This window comes from Enterobacter asburiae, assembly GCF_007035645.1.
In the GTDB taxonomy this organism is placed as follows: domain Bacteria; phylum Pseudomonadota; class Gammaproteobacteria; order Enterobacterales; family Enterobacteriaceae; genus Enterobacter; species Enterobacter asburiae_B.
Genome location: NZ_AP019632.1, coordinates 24,692 through 43,587, shown reverse-complemented (window position 1 = coordinate 43,587; position 18,896 = coordinate 24,692). Strand labels below are relative to the sequence as shown.

The 18,896-nt window shown below is 59.0% G+C and carries 20 protein-coding genes; 10 read left to right on the top strand and 10 right to left on the bottom strand.

The genetic code is table 11. From position 1 onward, the window contains the following. Nucleotides 1-76 precede the first annotated feature (76 nt). On the top strand, nt 77-373 hold the full coding sequence (locus FOY96_RS00210) for a YicS family protein (protein ID WP_023309843.1): 297 nt from the start codon (nt 77-79) through the stop codon (nt 371-373). Nucleotides 374-434: 61 nt separating this feature from the next. Here FOY96_RS00210 and FOY96_RS00205 read toward each other — a convergent pair whose 3' ends face one another. Further along, on the bottom strand, nt 435-1,385 hold the full coding sequence (locus FOY96_RS00205) for a LacI family DNA-binding transcriptional regulator (RefSeq protein ID WP_063438949.1): 951 nt from the start codon (nt 1,383-1,385) through the stop codon (nt 435-437). 293 nt (nt 1,386-1,678) lie between these two features. On the opposite strand from FOY96_RS00205, the gene FOY96_RS00200 reads away from it, so the two are divergent. The 6 genes from FOY96_RS00200 to FOY96_RS00175 all read left to right on the top strand — a co-directional run bounded on the left by FOY96_RS00200 (nt 1,679) and on the right by FOY96_RS00175 (nt 7,602). Further along, the gene (locus tag FOY96_RS00200) at nt 1,679-1,993 is read left to right on the top strand and encodes a PTS sugar transporter subunit IIB (protein WP_039260376.1); all 315 of its coding nucleotides are present in this window, start codon (nt 1,679-1,681) and stop codon (nt 1,991-1,993) included. 11 nt (nt 1,994-2,004) lie between these two features. Next, nucleotides 2,005-3,330 carry a PTS sugar transporter subunit IIC gene (locus FOY96_RS00195; RefSeq protein WP_023309840.1) on the top strand — a complete coding sequence of 442 codons (1,326 nt, stop codon included), beginning with the start codon at nt 2,005-2,007 and terminating at the stop codon, nt 3,328-3,330. A gap of 17 nt (nt 3,331-3,347) precedes the next feature. Then, nucleotides 3,348-4,724 carry a glycoside hydrolase family 1 protein gene (locus FOY96_RS00190; protein ID WP_143346328.1) on the top strand — a complete coding sequence of 459 codons (1,377 nt, stop codon included), beginning with the start codon at nt 3,348-3,350 and terminating at the stop codon, nt 4,722-4,724. 5 nt (nt 4,725-4,729) lie between these two features. Further along, nucleotides 4,730-5,032, top strand: coding sequence for a PTS lactose/cellobiose transporter subunit IIA (locus FOY96_RS00185; RefSeq protein WP_029741865.1), 303 nt, complete (start codon nt 4,730-4,732; stop codon nt 5,030-5,032). A 136-nt stretch (nt 5,033-5,168) separates the two neighbouring features. Beyond that, a complete protein-coding gene (locus FOY96_RS00180) occupies nt 5,169-6,548 on the top strand; it encodes a carbohydrate porin (protein ID WP_033144328.1) in 1,380 nt (459 codons plus the stop codon). 148 nt (nt 6,549-6,696) lie between these two features. Next, entirely contained in the window at nt 6,697-7,602 is a 906-nt protein-coding gene (locus FOY96_RS00175) for an EamA family transporter (protein ID WP_126797230.1), read from the top strand. A 113-nt stretch (nt 7,603-7,715) separates the two neighbouring features. Here FOY96_RS00175 and nepI read toward each other — a convergent pair whose 3' ends face one another. The 9 genes from nepI to ivbL form a co-directional block, all read right to left on the bottom strand. After that, entirely contained in the window at nt 7,716-8,906 is a 1,191-nt protein-coding gene (nepI, locus tag FOY96_RS00170; RefSeq protein ID WP_033144329.1) for a purine ribonucleoside efflux pump NepI, read from the bottom strand. Nucleotides 8,907-9,008: 102 nt separating this feature from the next. Next, on the bottom strand, nt 9,009-9,461 hold the full coding sequence (locus FOY96_RS00165) for a DUF1198 domain-containing protein (RefSeq protein WP_021242696.1): 453 nt from the start codon (nt 9,459-9,461) through the stop codon (nt 9,009-9,011). Nucleotides 9,462-9,571: 110 nt separating this feature from the next. Further along, entirely contained in the window at nt 9,572-10,963 is a 1,392-nt protein-coding gene (gene uhpT, locus FOY96_RS00160) for a hexose-6-phosphate:phosphate antiporter UhpT (RefSeq protein WP_143346327.1), read from the bottom strand. A gap of 140 nt (nt 10,964-11,103) precedes the next feature. Next, nucleotides 11,104-12,423, bottom strand: coding sequence for an MFS transporter (locus FOY96_RS00155; RefSeq protein ID WP_143346326.1), 1,320 nt, complete (start codon nt 12,421-12,423; stop codon nt 11,104-11,106). Further along, the gene (gene uhpB, locus FOY96_RS00150; RefSeq protein ID WP_143346325.1) at nt 12,416-13,921 is read right to left on the bottom strand and encodes a signal transduction histidine-protein kinase/phosphatase UhpB; all 1,506 of its coding nucleotides are present in this window, start codon (nt 13,919-13,921) and stop codon (nt 12,416-12,418) included. The genes FOY96_RS00155 and uhpB overlap by 8 nt, the downstream gene beginning before the upstream one ends. Further along, nucleotides 13,918-14,511 carry a response regulator transcription factor UhpA gene (gene uhpA, locus FOY96_RS00145; protein ID WP_143346324.1) on the bottom strand — a complete coding sequence of 198 codons (594 nt, stop codon included), beginning with the start codon at nt 14,509-14,511 and terminating at the stop codon, nt 13,918-13,920. The genes uhpB and uhpA overlap by 4 nt, the downstream gene beginning before the upstream one ends. Nucleotides 14,512-14,609: 98 nt before the next feature. Continuing rightward, nucleotides 14,610-14,897 carry an acetolactate synthase small subunit gene (ilvN, locus tag FOY96_RS00140; RefSeq protein ID WP_033144334.1) on the bottom strand — a complete coding sequence of 96 codons (288 nt, stop codon included), beginning with the start codon at nt 14,895-14,897 and terminating at the stop codon, nt 14,610-14,612. A 3-nt stretch (nt 14,898-14,900) separates the two neighbouring features. After that, the gene (gene ilvB, locus FOY96_RS00135; protein ID WP_143346323.1) at nt 14,901-16,589 is read right to left on the bottom strand and encodes an acetolactate synthase large subunit; all 1,689 of its coding nucleotides are present in this window, start codon (nt 16,587-16,589) and stop codon (nt 14,901-14,903) included. 106 nt (nt 16,590-16,695) lie between these two features. After that, nucleotides 16,696-16,794, bottom strand: coding sequence for an ilvB operon leader peptide IvbL (gene ivbL / locus FOY96_RS00130; protein ID WP_057979964.1), 99 nt, complete (start codon nt 16,792-16,794; stop codon nt 16,696-16,698). 521 nt (nt 16,795-17,315) lie between these two features. Here ivbL and tisB point away from each other — a divergent pair. From tisB to FOY96_RS00115, 3 genes are all read left to right on the top strand, one after another. Next, nucleotides 17,316-17,405 (top strand): type I toxin-antitoxin system toxin TisB, encoded by a 90-nt coding sequence (tisB, locus tag FOY96_RS00125; RefSeq protein WP_023309830.1) that lies wholly within the window; start codon nt 17,316-17,318, stop codon nt 17,403-17,405. 64 nt (nt 17,406-17,469) lie between these two features. Further along, nucleotides 17,470-17,916 (top strand): GNAT family N-acetyltransferase, encoded by a 447-nt coding sequence (locus tag FOY96_RS00120; RefSeq protein WP_143346322.1) that lies wholly within the window; start codon nt 17,470-17,472, stop codon nt 17,914-17,916. Nucleotides 17,917-17,978: 62 nt separating this feature from the next. Then, nucleotides 17,979-18,812, top strand: a complete 834-nt coding sequence (locus FOY96_RS00115) for an EamA family transporter (RefSeq protein ID WP_143346321.1) — start codon at nt 17,979-17,981, stop codon at nt 18,810-18,812. Nucleotides 18,813-18,896 lie beyond the last annotated feature (84 nt).

Genomic DNA, 18,896 nt, shown 5'->3' with positions numbered 1-18,896 from the left:
CTTTCGGCTGGCGTCGCTACACTGAATGTAACGATATATTTCATGGGAAGCATGTGACTTCTAAAGGGGGTTGTTGATGAAAGCTGCGCACCTGGTCTGCCTGCTGGTTTGTCTGCTCTTCGCCGCGTTTGTCCATGCTCAGGAAAAGGATGACCCCGCGAAAGAGGCGCAAATAAAGCAGCAGGTCCTTAAAGATATTAAGAAAACCTGTACGCCACAGAAAAAGCAGAGCGATAAAGCCTGGCAGGAGATGATTTTGTCGTCCGAGGCCAATCAGCTGCTGATTAAAAATGCCATCACCGCCGTGAAGCGCGACAACCTGGATGCCTACTGGGGGGCGATTGGTCAGGTGGATTGTATGGAAGATTATTGAGAGCTGGAAACGTGCTTCTCGCCGGGTGGCGGCTGCGCCTTACCCGGCCTACACAACATGTTTAACGCTTACGCACGTCTGGAATGATCAAATCCCCGCGCAGAACATAGGACCCGAGCATCTGCGTTTTCTCCGTCAGCCAGCTCACAATGCGCGCCGCCATCGCGTCCATGGAATATTCAATTGCCGGGATCACCGGAATGCCCGGCAGGTGCAGCGATCCGGCCAGGCTGAAGACCATGATGTCGTCCGGCACCGATTTATTAAACGCCTGCAGCTGCGGGATCACCCGCTGGGCTTCCTGCTCGTCCGCCACCAGCAGCGCGTTGAAATTCAGGGTGCTGGCGTTGTTAAGCAGCTCCTGCAGCGCAACGGATGAAGAAGTCGCGTCCATAAAGACCAGGCTGCGATTAAAGGGCAGGAAATTTTTCTCCAGCGCGTGCTTGTAGCCGAGCAGCACCTGGTCGGCAAAACCGCTGCCGTGGGGGTGGATCAGCGCAATCTGGCGACGCCCCTGGCTGGTGAGGTAGTTACATGCGGTTTCGGCGGCAAAGGCGTGATCGAACTGAATGCTGTTGGAATTATCAGACTCCATGCAGTCCACCAGAATGACGTTGTCCATCTCCACGTCCAGCGGGAAACGGGCGCCAATCACCAGGATATCATCGCAGAGCCCGCAGGAGAGTTCTTCAAGGGCGTGCATCACTTCCGCTTTGCTGTGCGCGAAGCGCAGCAGGAGGTGTTTTTGATGCTGGCTGAGCTGTTTTTCCAGCGCGTAGAGATAACCAGTGGTCTGGTTAATATTTTCCTGCGCGCAAATGACTCCAATGCAGCCCGTCGACTGGCTCAGCAGCGACTGGGCAATCACGTTGGGACGATAGTTTAGCTCATCCACGGCCTTCAGAACGGCCTGACGGCTGGCTTCCTTAACGCCACGCGACCCACTCAACACTCGCGATACCGTGGCTTTAGACACCCCGGCAAGACGTGATACATCATTGATTGTCGACATCTCTTTCCCCTGGCAGGCTTACCTCGCGCCTGCAAATTCCATCACCGCTTCGGCTTACATTATAGCCAGAACGGAGTATATCCGTTTCCGTTTTCCATGGAAACCGATTTTCCGTTTCTACTCAAAATGATGTCATAACAGCCAAATTATGTGACCCACATCCGGTTAATTAGCCTCATAAGTAAGGGATCTTGATGGTTGTCACACTTCTGTCTTTTATGAATGGAAACCGGTTTCCGTATAATGTCCAATCATCCTCGCAATAACTTTTTACATTTAGAGGATGGTTGTCGATGTTCAAGATTATGCTGTGCTGCTCTGCCGGGATGTCCACCAGCCTGTTGGTCAGCAAAATGGTCGATGTCGCGAAAGAACGTGGTTTGCCGGTGAAGATTGATGCGTACGGTGTTTCCGAATTTGATACGCAGTTTCCGCAATACCAGGTTGTCCTTCTCGGACCGCAAGTGAAATACATGTTAAAGACACTCTCAGACAAGGCGGCTACGAAAGGCATTCCGGTGCAGCCCATCGATATGATGGACTACGGCATGCAGCGTGGCGATAAAGTACTGGACTATGCTCTGTCGCTCATCGAAGCGGCACACTAAAAGGTGTTCACATGAGTTCGTTATATCAATCCATGGTCGCGGTGATTGAGCAGTCAATTACCCCGCTGGCCGCCAAGCTGGGCCAGCAAAAGTATGTGATTGCCATCCGCGACGGCTTTACCGCCGCGCTGCCGTTTATGATCATCGGCTCGTTTATGCTGGTGTTCATCTTCCCGCCTTTCTCGGCGGATACCACCAACAGCTTTGCCCGCGGCTGGCTGGATTTCTCCCAGACCTATCGTGAACAGCTGATGCTGCCGTTTAACCTCAGCATGGGCGTGATGACCTTCTTCATTTCGGTGGGAATTGGGGCGAGCCTGGGGCGTCAGTTTAACCTCGACCCGGTGATGTCCGGCCTGCTGGCCTTTATGGCCTTCCTGCTGGTCGCCGCGCCGTATGCCGACGGCAAGATCTCGACCCAGTATCTCTCCGGCCAGGGCATCTTCACCGCCCTGATCACCGCCATTTACGCCACCCGCGTTTACGCGTGGCTGAAGCAGAACAACGTGACCATTCGCCTGCCGAAGGAAGTACCAACCGGCGTGGCGCGCTCGTTTGAAATCCTGATCCCGGTGATGGTGGTGATCGGCACGCTGCACCCGCTGAACCTGTTCATTGAAGCGCAGACCGGAATGATCATACCGCAGGCGATCATGCACCTGCTGGAGCCGCTGGTGTCCGCCTCTGACTCCCTGCCCGCCATTCTGCTCTCCGTGCTGCTGTGCCAGATCTTCTGGTTCGCCGGTATTCACGGCTCGCTGATCGTCACCGGCATCATGAACCCGTTCTGGATGGCGAACCTCTCGGCAAACCAGGCGGCGCTGGCGGCCGGCGCGGCGCTGCCGCACGTTTACCTCCAGGGCTTCTGGGATCACTACCTGCTGATTGGCGGCGTAGGCTCCACGCTGCCGCTGGCGTTCCTGCTGCTGCGCAGCCGCGTTACCCACCTGCGCACCATCGGCAAAATGGGCGTGGTGCCAAGCTTCTTCAACATCAACGAACCGATTCTGTTCGGCGCGCCGATCATCATGAACCCGATGCTGTTTATCCCGTTCGTGTTCGTTCCGCTGGTCAACGCCTGCCTGGCGTACGCGGCAACCAAACTCGGCTGGCTGGCGCAGGTCGTCTCGTTGACCCCGTGGACCACCCCTGCACCGATTGGCGCCTCGTGGGCGGCAAACTGGGCGCTGAGCCCCGTGGTGATGTGCCTGGTCTGTATGGTGATGTCCGCGCTGATGTACCTGCCGTTCCTGCGCGCCTATGAGCGTACGCTCATCAAAAACGAAGAGCAGAAGGCCCAGGCAACCGTCGGCGCCGCCGAGACCGCCAGCAATTAAGTCAAAGAGGAAGAGTCATGAAATACACATTTCCCGATAACTTCTGGTGGGGCAGCGCAAGCTCCGCTCTCCAGACGGAAGGGGCAAGAGAGGGGGAAACCACGTGGGATTACTGGTTTTCCCGCGAGCCAAACCGTTTTCACAACGGCGTGGGGCCGCAGCAGACCTCCACGTTTTATCAGCACTGGAAAACGGATATTCAGCTGTTAAAGCAGCTGAACCACAACAGCTTTCGCACCTCGATTAGCTGGGCGCGCCTGATCCCCGACGGTATCGGTGAAGTGAACCCGGAAGCGGTCGATTTTTACAATCAGGTCATTGATGAGCTGAATGAACAGGGCATCACGCCGTTTATGACCCTGTTCCATTTCGACATGCCGATGGCGATGCAGGAGATCGGCGGCTGGGAAAACCGCGACGTGGTGGACGCCTACGCCCGCTATGCGCAGATTTGCTTTGAGCTGTTCGGCGATCGCGTGCTGCACTGGTTTACCTTCAACGAGCCGATCGTGCCGGTGGAAGGCGGTTATCTGTACGACTTCCACTACCCGAACGTGGTGGATTTTCGTCGGGCAGCCACCGTGGCGTATCACACCGTGCTGGCCCATGCGAAGGCGGTGCAGGCCTACCGCGCCGGGCATTACGCGGGGGAGATTGGCATCGTGCTAAACCTGACGCCGTCGTACCCGCGTTCGCAGAACCCGGCGGACGTGAAGGCGGCGCACATCGCGGATCTGATGTTTAATCGCAGCTTCCTTGACCCGGTCCTGCGCGGCGAATACCCGGCAGATCTCGTAGCGCTGCTGAAATCCTGCGATCAATTACCCGCCTGTAAACCGGAAGACGGTTTCCTGATTGCGGAAGGGAAAATCGACCTGCTCGGCGTGAACTACTATCAGCCGCGTCGCGTGAAGTGTCGCGACAGCGCGGTGAACCCGCAGGCGCCGTTTATGCCGGAGTGGTTCTTCGATAATTACGAGATGCCGGGCCGCAAGATGAACCCGTACCGTGGCTGGGAAATCTACGAGCCGGGTATTTACGATATTCTGGTTAACCTGCGCGACAATTACGGCAACCCTCGCTGCTTTATTTCTGAAAACGGCATGGGCGTCGAAAACGAGCAGCGGTTTATTGAAAATGGCCAGATTAACGATCAATACCGCATCGAGTTTATTTCCGAACATTTAGCCTGGCTGCATAAGGGTATTAGCGAAGGGTGCAATTGTCTCGGCTACCATATGTGGACGTTTATTGATAACTGGTCGTGGTGCAACGCGTATAAAAATCGCTACGGATTTATCCAGCTCGATTTAGAGACGCAGAAACGCACCATTAAGAAAAGCGGAGAGTGGTTTGCCGCTACCGCGTTAAATAATAGTTTTGAAAAAGAGTAATGATGATGATCGCATTAGAAGAAGCCGTAATGGAAATTATCGTCAATGCCGGACAGTCCCGCAGCCTGTGCTTTGAAGCGCTGCACGCGGCGCGCCAGGGCAATATTGACGAAGCCAAAAGCCTGCTGCGCGAAGCCGACGGCTACGCGCGCCAGGCGCACAAGATGCAGACCAAACTGATCGAGCAGGATGCGGGCGAAGGCCGCCAGCCGATGACGTTAATTATGGTGCACGCGCAGGATCATTTAATGAACTCCTTATTAGCGCGTGAACTGTCCGAAGAAATTATTCATTTATATCAGAGATAGTCTATGGCGAAATAATTATTGTAATACCTCTGTACCCTAAATAGAGATCCACTTGTTCTGATGATAGCGACATACTCTGTCAGATCGGAGCGGGATGGTTATTGTCTGAATAAAATTAAACTATATTGAGATAACCATGAATACGATTAAAAAACTTCCATTAACCATGGCGGTTATCGCCGCGCTTTGCCCAATTTCCGTGCTCGCACAGGAATTCACCCAGGAGCAAATCGACGCCATTGTGGCGAAAGCGGTGGATAAAGCCCTGGCCGAACGTCAGGCTAAAATGGATGCGGCGGTCGCGAAAAAAGCGGACGTGGTGACCGAGCCGCAAAGCGCGGCGCAATCTCCGGATATGGCGATCCCGTTCGGAATTAAATTTACCGGCTACGCCCGCTACGGCGCGCACTTCCAGGCCGCCGATCAGAAATACGTCGCGGTGGACGGCTCGTACAACGGCGCGTCCGCCATTGGTCGTCTGGGCAACGAAGGCAACGGCGGGGAATTCCAGCTCTCCAAGGCCTTCAAGGGTGAAAACGGGGCCATCTGGGACGTTAACGTGATGATCGACCACTGGGGCGACGAAGTTAACCTGAAAAAAGCCTACGCGGGGGTGACCAACATTATGGCCTCCAACCCGAACGCCTATTTCTGGGCAGGTCGTGACTTCCACCAGCGTCCGCAGCAGGGCATCAACGACTACTTCTGGATGAACCACGACGGCCAGGGCGCCGGGGTGAAGAACTTCGACATCGGCGGCGTGCAGTTCGACGTGGCCGCCGTGGCGGCGGTGGAATCCTGTAGCCCGGAAGTGATGGAAGATGAAGCCAACCCGTCGCGCATCACCTGTACCGGCGGTTCCGGCACGGGCGACAAAGGCAACTACGCCGCGACCTCAAAAATCCACGGCATGAAGCTTGGCCCGATCGACATGGAGCTGTACGCCAACTACGGCTTTGACTCCAAGGCGGTGGAGAGCGACGAGCGTCTGAACGCGTGGCAAGGCGGCGTGGTGTTGAGCCACACCAACGACAGCGGCGTGAACAAGGTGATCGCCCGCTACTCCGATAACGCGGACAACAGCGTGTTCAACAAAACCGAGGATCTGACCACGGTCTACGCCAGCTTCGAAGGGCTATACAAATTCACCCAGGCCACGCAGGTGGAGTACATCCTCGCCTTCCACGACTACGACAACAGCCGCGATAAGACCGACAACCGCAAAAACTACAACGCCATCGTGCGACCAATGCACTGGTGGAACGACGTTCACTCCACCTGGCTGGAAGCGGGCTGGCAGCATGTTGATTACGACAACGGTGGCGACAACAAGGGCTGGAAGCTGACCCTGTCCCAGAACATGTCTATCGCCATGGGGCCGGAGTTCCGCCCGATGCTGCGCTTCTACGTGACCGGCGGCAAGGTGGATAACGAACGCACCGCGCGCGTAAACAACACCAAAGACGAAACGCTCGACGACTTCAACGTCGGCGCGATGTGGGAGGCGTGGTTCTAGGCAAGGTAGAAGCAAAACGGCAACGCAAGTTGCCGTTTTTAGTGTTTGCTCCCTCTCCCCGTGGGAGAGGGCCGGGGTGAGGGCATCAGGCCGCACGCAACCATGCTATGCTGTTGACCGAATTAACGACAACATCGCAGGGGAGAAAATGGGTTCCACACGTAAAGGGATGCTAAACGTCCTGATCGCCGCCGTTTTATGGGGCAGTTCCGGCGTTTGCGCGCAGTACATCATGGAGAAAAGCCACATTTCTTCGCCTTACCTGACCATGGTTCGCCTGCTGTTTACCGGCGTGATCCTGCTGACGCTTTCTTTCGTGCACGGCGATAAGATTTTCTCGGTCATCAAACATCGCAAAGACGCCCTCAGCCTGCTGATTTTCTCGCTGGTCGGCGCGCTCACCGTGCAGCTCACCTTCCTGCTGACGATTGAAAAATCCAACGCTGCGACCGCTACCGTGCTGCAGTTTCTCTCGCCGACCATTATCGTGGCCTGGTTCGCCCTGGCGCGGAAAAAGCGTCCCGGCCTGTTTGTGCTGTCGGCCATCATGACGTCGCTTGTCGGCACCTTCCTGCTGGTCACTCACGGCGACCCGACCTCGCTCTCCATCTCGCCTGCCGCGCTGTTCTTCGGCATCGCCTCGGCGTTTGCCGCCGCGTTTTACACCACCTATCCGTCAACGCTGATCGCCCGCTACGGCACGCTGCCGATTGTCGGCTGGAGCATGCTGATCGCCGGGCTAATGCTGACGCCGTTCTACGCCGGACGCGGGACCACCTTTGTGATTGACGGCAGCCTGCTGCTGGCGTTTTTCTACCTCGTGGTGATTGGCACGGCGCTGACGTTCAGCCTGTATCTGAAAGGCGCACAGATGATCGGCGGGCCGAAGGCGAGCATTCTGAGCTGCGCCGAGCCGCTGAGCAGCGCGCTGCTGTCGGTGATTTTGCTGGGGGTGGCGTTCACCCTGCCGGACTGGCTGGGGACGCTATTGATTGTGTCGTCGGTAGTGTTGATTTCAATGGATTCGAGAAGACGGGTTCAGACATCGGCGTAGCCTGATGTCCCCTCACCCTAACCCTCTCCCCACAGGGGAGAGGGGACGGCTCGGTGCTGTCTTTTCACCCTCGCCCCTTTGGGGAGAGGGCCGGGGTGAGGGGGGAAATTGACTTACTTCGCCTTAACCTTCCCCGCCACCAGCAGCGCGGTCAGCAGCATCAGCGTGCCGGAGATCACCAGCGGTGACGTCAGCCCCAAATGGTCGAGCGCCACGCCGCCAATGGCCGCGCCGCAGGTGTTTGCCAGCTGGATCACCGCCACCTGAATCGACCCGGCTTTTTCCGCCTGATCGGCCAGCGTGCGGGTGATCCACGTCGACCAGCCCACCGGCACCAGGGCAAAGGCCAACCCCCATATAATCGCGATGGCAGACGCCACCCACTTATCGCTGCCCCACAGCACCAGCACCGCCGCGCTCGCTGCCAGCACCAGCGGCGCACCCGCCAGCGCCACCTTCAGGGAGCGTTTCAGGAACTGGGAAGACAGCGAGGTGCCGACAAAGCTGGCGATACCAAAGCTCAGCAGCACCAGCGTCAGGCCGTCCACGTCAAAGCCCGCCATGGTCATAAACACCGGGCGGATATAGGTAAAGAAGGCAAACTGCCCGGCAAAGGACATAAAGATGGCGGTCATCCCCGCCAGCACGCCGGGGCGCTTCAGCAGCGCGAACATGTTCTGTTTGTGGTGCGCCGCTTCGCCCGGTAGCGACGGTAGCGCTTTCCACACCCAAATGATGCAGAGCAGGCCCATCACCGCCGCGGCGTTGAAGACGTTACGCCAGCCGATAATCCCGCCGAGGAAGCTGCCGAGCGGCGCGGCAATCACCAGCGCGATAGAGACCGCACCGAAGATAACGGAAAGCGCTTTTGGCACCGTCCGCGCGGGCACCAGTCGCATCGTGAGCGAGGCCGACATCGCCCAGAAACCGCCTAATCCCAGCCCCAGGCAGGCGCGCCCCAGCAGCAGCAGGGTGAAGCTTTCCGCGAAGGAGACCAGCAGGCAGGAGAGCGTCAGCAGCACGCTGAACAGAATGACCACCTTGCGGCGGTCGATGGTGCCAATCACCTGGGTGATAAACAGGCTGGCGAACATCGCCACGAAGGCGGTAACGGTGACGGACTGCCCCGCCACGCCCTCGGAAATGCCCAAATCCTGCGCCATCGGCGTCAGCAGGCTCACCGGCAGAAACTCAACGGTAATCAGGCAGGCGACGCAGAACGCCACGGCGAAAACGGCCGACCAGTTGGGGCGAGAAACCTCTTTGGTCTGCGGTCTGGTCGTGGGCTGGATATGTTCTGTCATGGCGTCACCTGAAGATAAAAACGTGCGGAAAAGTCGCGCAGTTTATCATCAAAAGTGTGACGGATTTAACGATTTGACAACTTTTGTCGTTTTTACAGGGGATCAGTGTAGGTAAAACACGCCCTCTTCCGGCAGGAAGAGCTGGTTATAGCGAAGCTGGAAAGCGTTTAGCTCCTGCGGATCGGGCTCCATCTCGCGCATGAAGCCAAGCGCCAGACGAATTTGCGCATCGGTAATCGGCGCGGCAAGGCGGGCTTTACGCAGCATGCGGTGCCAGGCGTGCAGGTTCTCCTCGCTGCCGTCGACGATGCAAACCTGCCAGATCAGCAGCACCTGCGCCGCGTTTTGCAGATGCGCCTCGTCCGGCCGCTCAAGGTAGCGGATAAACTCATTGCCGGGCGTTTTACCGAACTGGTCGATCATCGACTCGACCGGCATCGGGGTGATCCCCAGACGCTCGCTCAAACGTTTGATGGCGCGGCGGGAATCTGAGGTCAGGACGCGAAATCCCACCACAAACACCACGGCAAGCGTTGCCAGCATTATCCAGACCATGCGTTCTCCTATGAATTGCCGCTCATCATAGCGGGAAACGCAGGGCGTCGACAGCGACAGGCATAAAAAAGCCCGGCATCACACACCGGGCAAAGAAGTTACCTGCACACTCAGGCTGTTTTTAATTTCTGCGCACGATTCTCACGGCGAATTTTACGTTCTTCCAGCACCGCTACCATCGCCATCAGGACGATACAGCCGATGGCTGCCGCATCCAGCGCCGCGAAGGTGCCCGCCCAGCCGGTGAGGCCGAAAATTGGCGTGCCGTCGGCGATCATCCCCAGACCCAGCTTGGCGAAGCTGTCGCCGATCAGGTAGGCGAAGGTGCCTTTAATCCCATCGGCGGCGCCGATCGCTTTTTTCGGTACGAAGCCGACTGCCGCCACGCCGATCAGCAGCTGTGGACCAAACACCAGGAAGCCGAGCGCGAACAGGGACGCCAGGTAAACGTACTGGTTGCTGGCATGCTGGTAGACGCCGAGCGTGGCGATAATCAACGCCAGCGCGACGCAGGCCACCAGCGCACGACGGCCGTTGGCGAGATCCGAGAGCCAGCCCCACAGCAGGGTGCCGACCAGGGCGCCCACTTCGAACAGAGTGAAGCCCTGAATCGCCACTTCTTTAGAGAGCTTCAGCTCCTGGAAGGCATATACGGTCGACCACTGGTCGATGCCAATACGCACCACGTAGAGGAAGATGTTTGAGAAGCACAGCAGCCAGATCACTTTGTTTTTCAGCACGTACTCAACAAAGATCTGCCATTTGGACATCTCGTTTTCTTCGGTCTCTTTGTCCTCTTCGCTGATCTCCTCGCCGAACAGCTCTTCGGCTTTGCCGAGGCCGTAAGATTCCGGGGAGTCGCTGCCGTAGCGCAGGCCGATAAAGCCGACAATCAGGGCGATAATCGACGGGAAGATAAACATGCCGATCACGTGGCCGTCGAACAGGTAGTTTGCGCCAAACAGCGCCACGCCTGCCGCACCCGCCCCGCCGAGGTTGTGGGAGATGTTCCACATGCCGAGGTACGAACCACGCTTGCGGCGCGGGGTCCATTTGGTGATGGTGGAGTAGCTGCACGACCCGCCGGTACTCTGGAAGAAGCCGCTCAGGGCGTAGAAGACGATCATCATGAACAGGCTGACGGAGCCCGCGCCCATGCTGGCGCTGAAGCCGAGCATACAGATGGCGGAGAGGATCAGCATAAACGGCAGGAACTGCTTGGTGTTTTTGCCGTCCGCGTAGTAGGAAACGACGGTTTTACCCACGCCGTAGGTGATGGAGAAGCCCAGGCCAATCATCCCCAGCTGCGTCATGCTCAGCCCGTAGGTTGAGATCATGTCGTTCTGCGCGATGTTAAAGTTTTTGCGGATCAGGTACATGGTCAGGTAGCCGATGAAGACCACCAGATAGGACTGCATGAACGGTTTGAACCACATCTTGCGCCGCACGTCGAGCGGCAGATCCAGGGTCGGCTTGCGCACCTGGTTGAGGAAGGCCAGCATGGTTTGCTCCTGAGCTGATTTTTACCTGCGAATGGCAGGCATTGTAAAAATCAGCCGGGAGAGATGCCTGAGACAGCGTCCAGGTAAAACCGGGAAAATTTCCTGGTTTTGCGCCATTCGGGGTGAAAAGGTGAGACGCATCACGCTTCGCTCACCTCGCGCGGCGCCTGCGCGTGCAGGAAGGGCAGCAGTAGCAGCGCGGAGATCCCCGCCGCGATAGCGATCACCGCGAAGAATCCGCTCCAGTGCCAGACGTCGATCACCCGCGCCAGCGGCCAGCCGGAGAGCGATGCGCCGAGGTAGGCAAACAGTCCGACAAAGCCCGTCGCCGCGCCTGCCGCCTCTTTGTGGGAACACTCCGCCGCCGCCATGCCGATCAGCATCTGCGGGCCAAACACGAAGAATCCGGTGGTGAAGAAGCACGCCGCCTGCATCACGTAGCTGGCGAACGGCATCAGCCACAGCGAGCCGACGGAGAGCAAAATCCCGGCGGCGAAAATCAGGTTCATCGGGCCACGGTTGCCGTTGAACAGCTTGTCCGAGCCCCAGCCCGCCACCAGCGCGCCGATAAACCCGCCCAGTTCGAACATCGTAACCGCCGAGTTGGCGGTCACCAGATCCACGCCGAGCGTCTCGGACATGTACAGGTTGCCCCAGTCGTTGATCGCCGCGCGCACCACGTAGACCAGCACATAGCAGAGCGACAGCAGCCAGATGTACGGGTTTTTCAGCACGTACTTGGTGAGGATCTCCCTGCGGGTCAGCCCCGCACCCTCCTGCTGCTGGGCAATCTCCATTTCGTCGTGCCGCCAGTCGCCCACCGCAGGCAGGCCGACGGTTTGCGGCCGGTCGCGCAGGCGCCAGCAGAGAAACAGCCCGGCAATTATCGCCAGGCCACCGGCAATCATCATCCCCGCGCGCCAGCCGTAGTGCAGCGCCGCCGCCCCCACCACCATCGGAATCAGCGCCCCGCCGACGTTATGCGCGGTGTTCCAGATTGCCCACCAGCCGCCGCGCTCGTTGCGCGAATACCAGGCGGTGAGCAGGCGGGCGCAGACCGGCGCGCCCCAGCCCTGGAAAAAGGCGTTCAGCGCCCACAGCAGGGCAAAGGCCCAAAGCGACGTCGAGAAGCCAAACAGGATATTCACCACCCCGGTGGCGATCAACCCAACGCCCATGAAATAGCGCGCGTTGGAGCGGTCGCTGACGATGCCGGAGAAGAACTTCGACAGACCGTAGGTGATGTAAAACAGCGTCGCCAGCAGGCCGATATCGATGCGCGTCATCACGCCGCTGGCGAGGATTTCCGGCGCGGCGGCGTTGAAGCTTTTGCGGGTGAAGTAGAACAGCGCGTAGCCGAGCCAGATGGTCATCAGGATATGGCGACGCCAGTAGCGGTAGCGGGCGTCGATTTCCGCTTTATCGCCAATCGGCGCGGCGCTGGCAGGGGTTTTAAACATGGTAACTCCGTAGCGGCAGGCTGACGCTGACGCGCGTCCCGTGGGTGCAGGAGAGGTTCAGCGTGCCGCCCAGCGCCTTCACGCGCTCGCGCATGCCCGCCAGGCCAAAGCCCTGCTGGCCGGAACCCGGCGGCAGGCCGCAGCCGTCGTCTTCAATTATCAGCTTCAGGCTGTCGTCCTGCTGCCAGCCCTGGATCGTGACCGCGCTGGCGCTGGCGTGCTTGACGATGTTGTTCAGCCCCTCCTGACAGACGCGGAACAGCGTCACGCGCTGGCCTTCGCTGAGCGTAAATTCGTTAATGCGCCAGTCGAGATGGCTGACTATTCCGCGGCTTTCCAGCTCCATCTCGCGCATCAGAGAACGCACCGCCTGCTCCAGCGACAGGTCGTCAAGCTGGCGCGGGCGCAGTCGTCCTAACAGGCGACGAACGGAGTCATAGACGCCCAGCGAAAGCTGTTCGATATGCGCCCCGCCCTGCTTCACGCCTGCGTTTTCTGCCGCCAGGCGCTGGACAATGCCCGCCTGGGTGCGGATAGCGGTGATGGTCTGGCCGATATCGTCGTGCAGCTCGCGGGCGACCTCCTGCCGCACGCTCTCTTCCGTCTCCAGCAGACGCTCCGCCAGGCGGCGGTTGCGCGCCAGCTCGGTTTGCAGAGACTGGTTCAGCTCGCGCAGGCGCTGAATGCCCGCGCCGAGCAGCAGCCCGGTCAGGCTCTGAGCCAGCAGGGAAAGCAGTAAATCCACAGGGTGATCGTGCCAGGTCTGGCTGGCGATCAGCGCGATGGCGTTCATCAGCGTGGCGATCAGCGCCCCCTGCCAGCCGTAGTGCCAGGCCAGGGCGATAATCGGCAGCGCCAGGCAGAACGGCGTGAAGCGAGAAAGCTCGGCGGGCAGGCCAAGCTGGAGCCACAGGCTCACCACAAACAGCAGCAGATACCAGATGAGGTGCCGGGCGCGCCAGTTCACCGGCTGGGAAACCAGCGCCGGGCCGAGCGGCTGCCAGACGGTGCTGGTGAGGTAGTGCCAGATCACGAGACAGGTTGGCGCCAGCGTCAGGCCGCCGGTCAGGGTCAGCAGCAGGGCGTTGAGCATCTCCTTCTCGCCGACCCACGGAAGCGACTGCAGCAGCGCGGCGGCCATCAGCGCCGCCCCCTGCCGCAGCAGCGTGCGCCAGTCGCGCTGGTGGCGGTAGCGGGAAATGAGAGCAACCGGGAGAAGCGTGAGCAGGCTTCCGGTCATCAATAAGGGCAGGTGCGCGAGAGCGACTTCCTGCGCCAGCCAGACCAGCATCAGCCATTCAGCACCGAGCAAAACGGGCCAGTAGGCGCGCGGACACTGGAGCATTAACCCCAGACGCAGGCCGAAGGGAAACAGCAGCACCGCCAGCTCCGGGCGTTCCACCAGGTGCAGGCTGATGCTCCACAGGCAAAACCAGGCGGCGGAGAAGATAAAAAAGCTGGCGACAACGGCGATCAGCCGTGAAAAAGCGGAACTCATTGCCAGCTGTCAAACATGCGGCGCGCCAGCTCGACGTCGTTGCTGACGTTGAGTTTTTCCATCAGGTTGGCGCGGTGGACGTGCACGGTTTTCGGGGACAGATCCAGCTCGGCGGCAATCTCTTTTACCGACATCCCCTGCGCGAGCTTCTCAGCCACCTGGCGCTCGCGCCGAGTGAGCGGATCCTGACGTCCGGCCGCCAGCTTGATGGCGATATCCGGCGTTAAATAGCAGCCGCCGGTGGAGACGGTTCGCACGGCGGCGATCAGTTCGTCGGGGCTACAGCGCTTGGAGAGAAAGGCGCGCGCGCCCGCGTTGAGGGCCTGCTCGACCAGCGCCGGGCTGTCGTGGACCGACAGCATAATCGTCGCCAGCCCTTTCGGCAGCTGGCTTAGCAGCTCCAGCCCGGAGAGATCCGGCATCGAGATGTCGCAGATACAGACCTGCACCCCGCGCCCCGGCAAGCCCGCCAGCGCCTCGCGACCGGAGCCAAACTCGGCCACGACCTGAAAATCCGGTTCGAGGTTTAAAAGCTGGGCAAAGCCGGAGCGGACGATAAGGTGGTCGTCGATGAGAGCGATGGTGGTCATGTGTCTTCCTGCGGTCTGAAAGCGCCGGATGGCGCTGCGCTTATCCGGCCTGCAAGCGCGACGCCTGCAGGCCGACCAGGGCGCTTACCTTAAGCGATTTATTCGAAAAACACCGCAATTTTGTTAAACATGGTGGGATCGGACTGGTTGCGCGCCACTCTGGTGACGTCTTCCAGCTTGTCGATCTGCGCCATCATCTGCTCCAGACGCTGGTCGTCGTTGACCAGCAGCCAGATGCGGCTGTGCTCGCTGCCCTGAATCGGCAGACAGAGAATGCCTTCCACGTTAAACGCCCGGCGGGCAAAGAGCCCGCAGACGTGGGTCATGACGCCAGGATGGTTGCGGACGGTGAGTTCCAGAATGACGTTATCATGTTGTTTCTGCATGGCTTATTCTCCCACCATCTCAGTATTTGCCGCTCCCGGCGGCACCATCGGATACACTTTTTGTTCAGGGTCGATACGCACGTGGATCAGCGCCGGGCCGGGGCGAGAAATCGCGTCCTGCAGCGCCGCGTGGGCATCCTCTTCGGCGTTCAGATCGCAGGTGTGCAGGCCAAAACCGGCGGCAATCTGCATAAAGTTAATCATCCCCGGGTAGGTCGCGGCAAACACGCCCTGCTTGTAGAACAGGCTCTGCTGCTGATGCACCAGCCCCAGCGCCTCGTTGTTCATCAGGATGATTTTCACGTCTAACTGGTTTTCGGCCGCGGTCGCCATTTCCTGAATGTTCATCATCAGGCTGCCGTCGCCGGAGAAGCAGATGACCTTACGGTCCGGGTTGGCGAGCGCCGCACCCACGGCTGCGGGCAGGCCGAAGCCCATGGTTCCCAGACCGCCGGAGGTCAGCCACTGGCGCGGACGGTTCAGCGGGTAGGCCTGGGCGGTCCACATCTGATGCTGGCCCACGTCGGTGGTGATGATTGCGCTGTCGTCCACGCAGGCTGCCACGGCGTTGATCAGTCCGTAGTGGCTCAGCGGGTCGCCTTCGGTTGGGATGGCGCCCGGGAACTCGCGCTGCAGATCGGCCACCAGCTGGCGCCAGTCGGCGCGGTCGGCTGCGTCCGTCTGCGGGATCAGCTGCGCCAGAACCTCGGCCACGTCGCCCTGAATCGCCACGTGCGGCTGCTTGATTTTACCCAGCTCGGCGCGGTCGATATCCACGTGAATGATTTTGGCGTTCGGGCAGAACTGCTCGGTTTTGCCGATCGCCCGGTCATCAAAACGCGCGCCCATAACAATCAGCAAATCAGCCTCTTGCAGGATGTAGTTGGTGCTGCGCGCGCCGTGCATACCCAGCATGCCGAGAGAGAGCGGGTGCGCTTTAGGCAGCATGCCCAGCGCCATCAGGGTCATGGTGGTCGGCAGGTTGGCTTTCTCTGCAAACTGGCGGATTTCATCCGCAGCGTTAATCGCTCCGCCGCCCAGATAGAGCACCGGGCGTTTGGCGGCGTTAATCATGGCGGCGGCATCGCGCACGCTCTCAGCGCTGAATTCCGGCGCGGGGGCACGCTCGCCCGGCTCCGGCAGGACGTCGATTTCGATCTCAGCGGTCTGGACATCCTTAGGAATGTCTATCCACACCGGGCCCGGGCGGCCAGACTGCGCAATGTGGAACGCATCGCTGATAACCTGAGGAAGCTCGCTGATATCGCGAACTAAATAGTTATGTTTGGTGATGGGGATAGAGATGCCGTAGGTGTCCACTTCCTGGAACGCATCGGTGCCGATCATTGAGGACGGTACCTGGCCGGTAATGCAGATCAGCGGAATGGAGTCGAGGCGCGCGTCGGCGATGGCGGTCACCAGGTTGGTTGCGCCCGGGCCGCTGCAGGCCATACAGACCGCCGGTTTGCCCTGCGTACGCGCCATGCCCTGAGCAATAAAGCCAGCCCCCTGCTCGTGGCGCGCCAGCACGTGGCGGATCTGCGTGCTTTGGCTTAACGCATCGTACAGCGGCAGTACCGTGCCGCCAGGGATACCCGCAACCGTGGTGATGCCCTGCCGTTCCAGCAGATGAACGATCAGCTGCGCGCCAGTAAAACGCGTCGTGGTGGATGTTGTGCCCGAACTTGCCATGCTCCAGTCCTTTTCTTCTGGGCCGACGTTCCGGGGAGGGTCCTAAACGAAAAACCCCGCCCGGTTTGCGCCGGCGGGGTTTTGGATTCGTGTGTTGATCCAGTCCCTACGGCGCATTGCCGACGACCACCACCACACGCACGACGACCACTGCGGCTGGTTGCGCAGTTTTTAGTAGGGTCGAAGTGAAGATGGATGAAGTCATTGGGGACCTGTGTTTGGAATCATTGATGGAATTTATACAAACACAGGTTTTCGGGCGTGACAATGGAAATATTTTCATCTGCGCAAAAATGCGCCAGGGATCACGTTTCGTTTGTTGAGGGATGAAAACAAAAAACCCCGCCGGAGCGAGGTTTTTATCAGGGTTTTGCGGTTGGTCGCCGCAGAACACACTGTGTTACGTCAACGCAAAAAGTATACGCGATCGAAGACGAACGCGCAATTCCGGCACGGATTTTGACGCTTTTGATTATGGATCGCCTTCCTGATTTTGTCCAAAAAATACTGTTCATGCATACAGTGTTTATCTATACTGAGGGTGTTCGCAGTGAGCGAGGGGGCCGCAGTTTTACCGGCGCAACGAAGTCCTGGCTGAAACGGGTGGTGCCGTCAGTGCCTTAACCCCTGAAGTGAGCACACTGTGTTACGTCAATCCAGGTGCTGGCAACAGGCGGCGGAAAGGTACGCCAGCATCGTGCTCCTTTTAACCAAAAGGAGACGCGTATGAGCGTAGTGGATATGGTGATACTTATCCTCAAACTCATTGTTGCAGTACTGCAACTGCTTGATGCTGTCCTGAAATTCCTTCGGTAATTCAGGTTCAAGTCGCACCTGAGAGGGGCGGGAAACCGCCCCTCTTTAATAACGAGGGAATGCTATGTCGCGTCTGTTAATTGAGCCCGTCACACCGGATGAACCGGGGTATATCGCCCTGAAGGCTGAAAGTATCGCACTGAATTTCAACATGCTGCGCAGGCTGGAAGAGAACTGGCAGCGCGGCGAGAACCGCTTTAACGCACCGGGAGAAAAGCTGCTGGGCGCGTTTCTTAACGGCAAGCTGGTCGGCGTATGCGGCCTCAACCGCGATCCGTTCAGCCAGCAGCCGCGCGCCGGACGTATTCGCCATCTCTACGTCAGCGAGAAGTGCCGCGGGCTGGGCATTGGCAAACAGCTTTTAACCGTGGTGATGGCCGATGCCAGCATCTGGTTTGATTTTCTGAATACCCACGCGCCGGACAGTGCCTACGGGTTTTATAATCGGGCGGGTTTTACGCTGGTCTCGGACGAACCGCGGATGACGCACCGCCTTTTTTGTGCCGTGTAACCGGCTGGCAGCATCAGGGTGTGAATGTTACAGTTGAGTGACAATTCATCACCCGATACGCCATGACCACCATCGTTTTCTGCATTTTGCTCTTCGCCGCGCTGCTGCATGCCAGCTGGAACGCCATCGTTAAGGCCGGAACGGACAAGCTCTATTCCGCGATAAGCGTCAGCGGATCCGCCACGCTTATCGCTCTGGTCTTACTGCCGTTGTCCCCACAGCCATCTGCTGCAAGCTGGCCGTTTTTGATCGTCTCCTGCGCCTTACAGGTGGTATACACCGTGCTGGTAGCGAAGACCTATCAGGTCTCCGATATGAGCCAGACCTATCCCCTGATGCGCGGCACCGCCCCGCTGCTGGTGGCGCTGATCGGCGTGCTGGCGCTCGGCGATCGTCTCTCCTGGCTCGCCTGGTCCGGCATCGGAGTAATTTGCCTTTCGATTCTGGCGATGGCGATGCATAGCCGCATGCAGTCACGCAAAGGGATCTGGCTGGCGCTGCTGAACGCCTGCTTCATTGCCGGGTATACGCTGGTGGACGGCACCGGCGTGCGGCTGTCGGACACCGCGCTGGGCTACACGCTGTGGACCTTCTTTATGAACGGCTTCTGCCTGCTGAGCTGGGCGATGGTGGCGCGTCGGCGCGAGGCGTCCGGCTACCTGCGCCTGCACTGGAAAAAGGGGTTACTCGGCGGGGTGGGCACCATGGGCTCTTACGGTCTGGCGCTTTGGGCCATGACGCAGGCACCGCTGGCGGTGGTCGCGGCGCTGCGTGAAACCTCGATTCTTTTCGGGGCGCTGATCGCGTTTGTCCTTTTAAAAGAGAAGGTTGCGGGCCTGCGCATCGCGGCGGCGCTGGGTATTGCCGGCGGCGCCATTCTGCTGCGCCTGGCGTAAATCACTGGCAACATTAGTTGCCGTTCTTGTTTACAAATCCTGCCTTTCCCGGTTTTTTCATTCACCACGACAATGCTTAAATTG

Coding starts and splice junctions, on each gene's coding strand:
- uhpB (WP_143346325.1), bottom strand. CDS start 13,921: ATGAGTTCCGCTTTTTCACGGCTGATCGCCGTTGTCGCCAGCTTTTTT.
- uhpA (WP_143346324.1), bottom strand. CDS start 14,511: ATGACCACCATCGCTCTCATCGACGACCACCTTATCGTCCGCTCCGGC.
- FOY96_RS00165 (WP_021242696.1), bottom strand. CDS start 9,461: ATGGTCTGGATAATGCTGGCAACGCTTGCCGTGGTGTTTGTGGTGGGA.
- FOY96_RS00195 (WP_023309840.1), top strand. CDS start 2,005: ATGAGTTCGTTATATCAATCCATGGTCGCGGTGATTGAGCAGTCAATT.
- nepI (WP_033144329.1), bottom strand. CDS start 8,906: ATGACAGAACATATCCAGCCCACGACCAGACCGCAGACCAAAGAGGTT.
- FOY96_RS00190 (WP_143346328.1), top strand. CDS start 3,348: ATGAAATACACATTTCCCGATAACTTCTGGTGGGGCAGCGCAAGCTCC.
- uhpT (WP_143346327.1), bottom strand. CDS start 10,963: ATGCTGGCCTTCCTCAACCAGGTGCGCAAGCCGACCCTGGATCTGCCG.
- FOY96_RS00210 (WP_023309843.1), top strand. CDS start 77: ATGAAAGCTGCGCACCTGGTCTGCCTGCTGGTTTGTCTGCTCTTCGCC.
- FOY96_RS00175 (WP_126797230.1), top strand. CDS start 6,697: ATGGGTTCCACACGTAAAGGGATGCTAAACGTCCTGATCGCCGCCGTT.
- FOY96_RS00120 (WP_143346322.1), top strand. CDS start 17,470: ATGTCGCGTCTGTTAATTGAGCCCGTCACACCGGATGAACCGGGGTAT.
- FOY96_RS00185 (WP_029741865.1), top strand. CDS start 4,730: ATGATCGCATTAGAAGAAGCCGTAATGGAAATTATCGTCAATGCCGGA.
- FOY96_RS00155 (WP_143346326.1), bottom strand. CDS start 12,423: ATGTTTAAAACCCCTGCCAGCGCCGCGCCGATTGGCGATAAAGCGGAA.
- ilvN (WP_033144334.1), bottom strand. CDS start 14,897: ATGCAGAAACAACATGATAACGTCATTCTGGAACTCACCGTCCGCAAC.
- FOY96_RS00205 (WP_063438949.1), bottom strand. CDS start 1,385: ATGTCGACAATCAATGATGTATCACGTCTTGCCGGGGTGTCTAAAGCC.
- FOY96_RS00200 (WP_039260376.1), top strand. CDS start 1,679: ATGTTCAAGATTATGCTGTGCTGCTCTGCCGGGATGTCCACCAGCCTG.
- FOY96_RS00115 (WP_143346321.1), top strand. CDS start 17,979: ATGACCACCATCGTTTTCTGCATTTTGCTCTTCGCCGCGCTGCTGCAT.
- tisB (WP_023309830.1), top strand. CDS start 17,316: ATGAGCGTAGTGGATATGGTGATACTTATCCTCAAACTCATTGTTGCA.
- ivbL (WP_057979964.1), bottom strand. CDS start 16,794: ATGACTTCATCCATCTTCACTTCGACCCTACTAAAAACTGCGCAACCA.
- ilvB (WP_143346323.1), bottom strand. CDS start 16,589: ATGGCAAGTTCGGGCACAACATCCACCACGACGCGTTTTACTGGCGCG.
- FOY96_RS00180 (WP_033144328.1), top strand. CDS start 5,169: ATGAATACGATTAAAAAACTTCCATTAACCATGGCGGTTATCGCCGCG.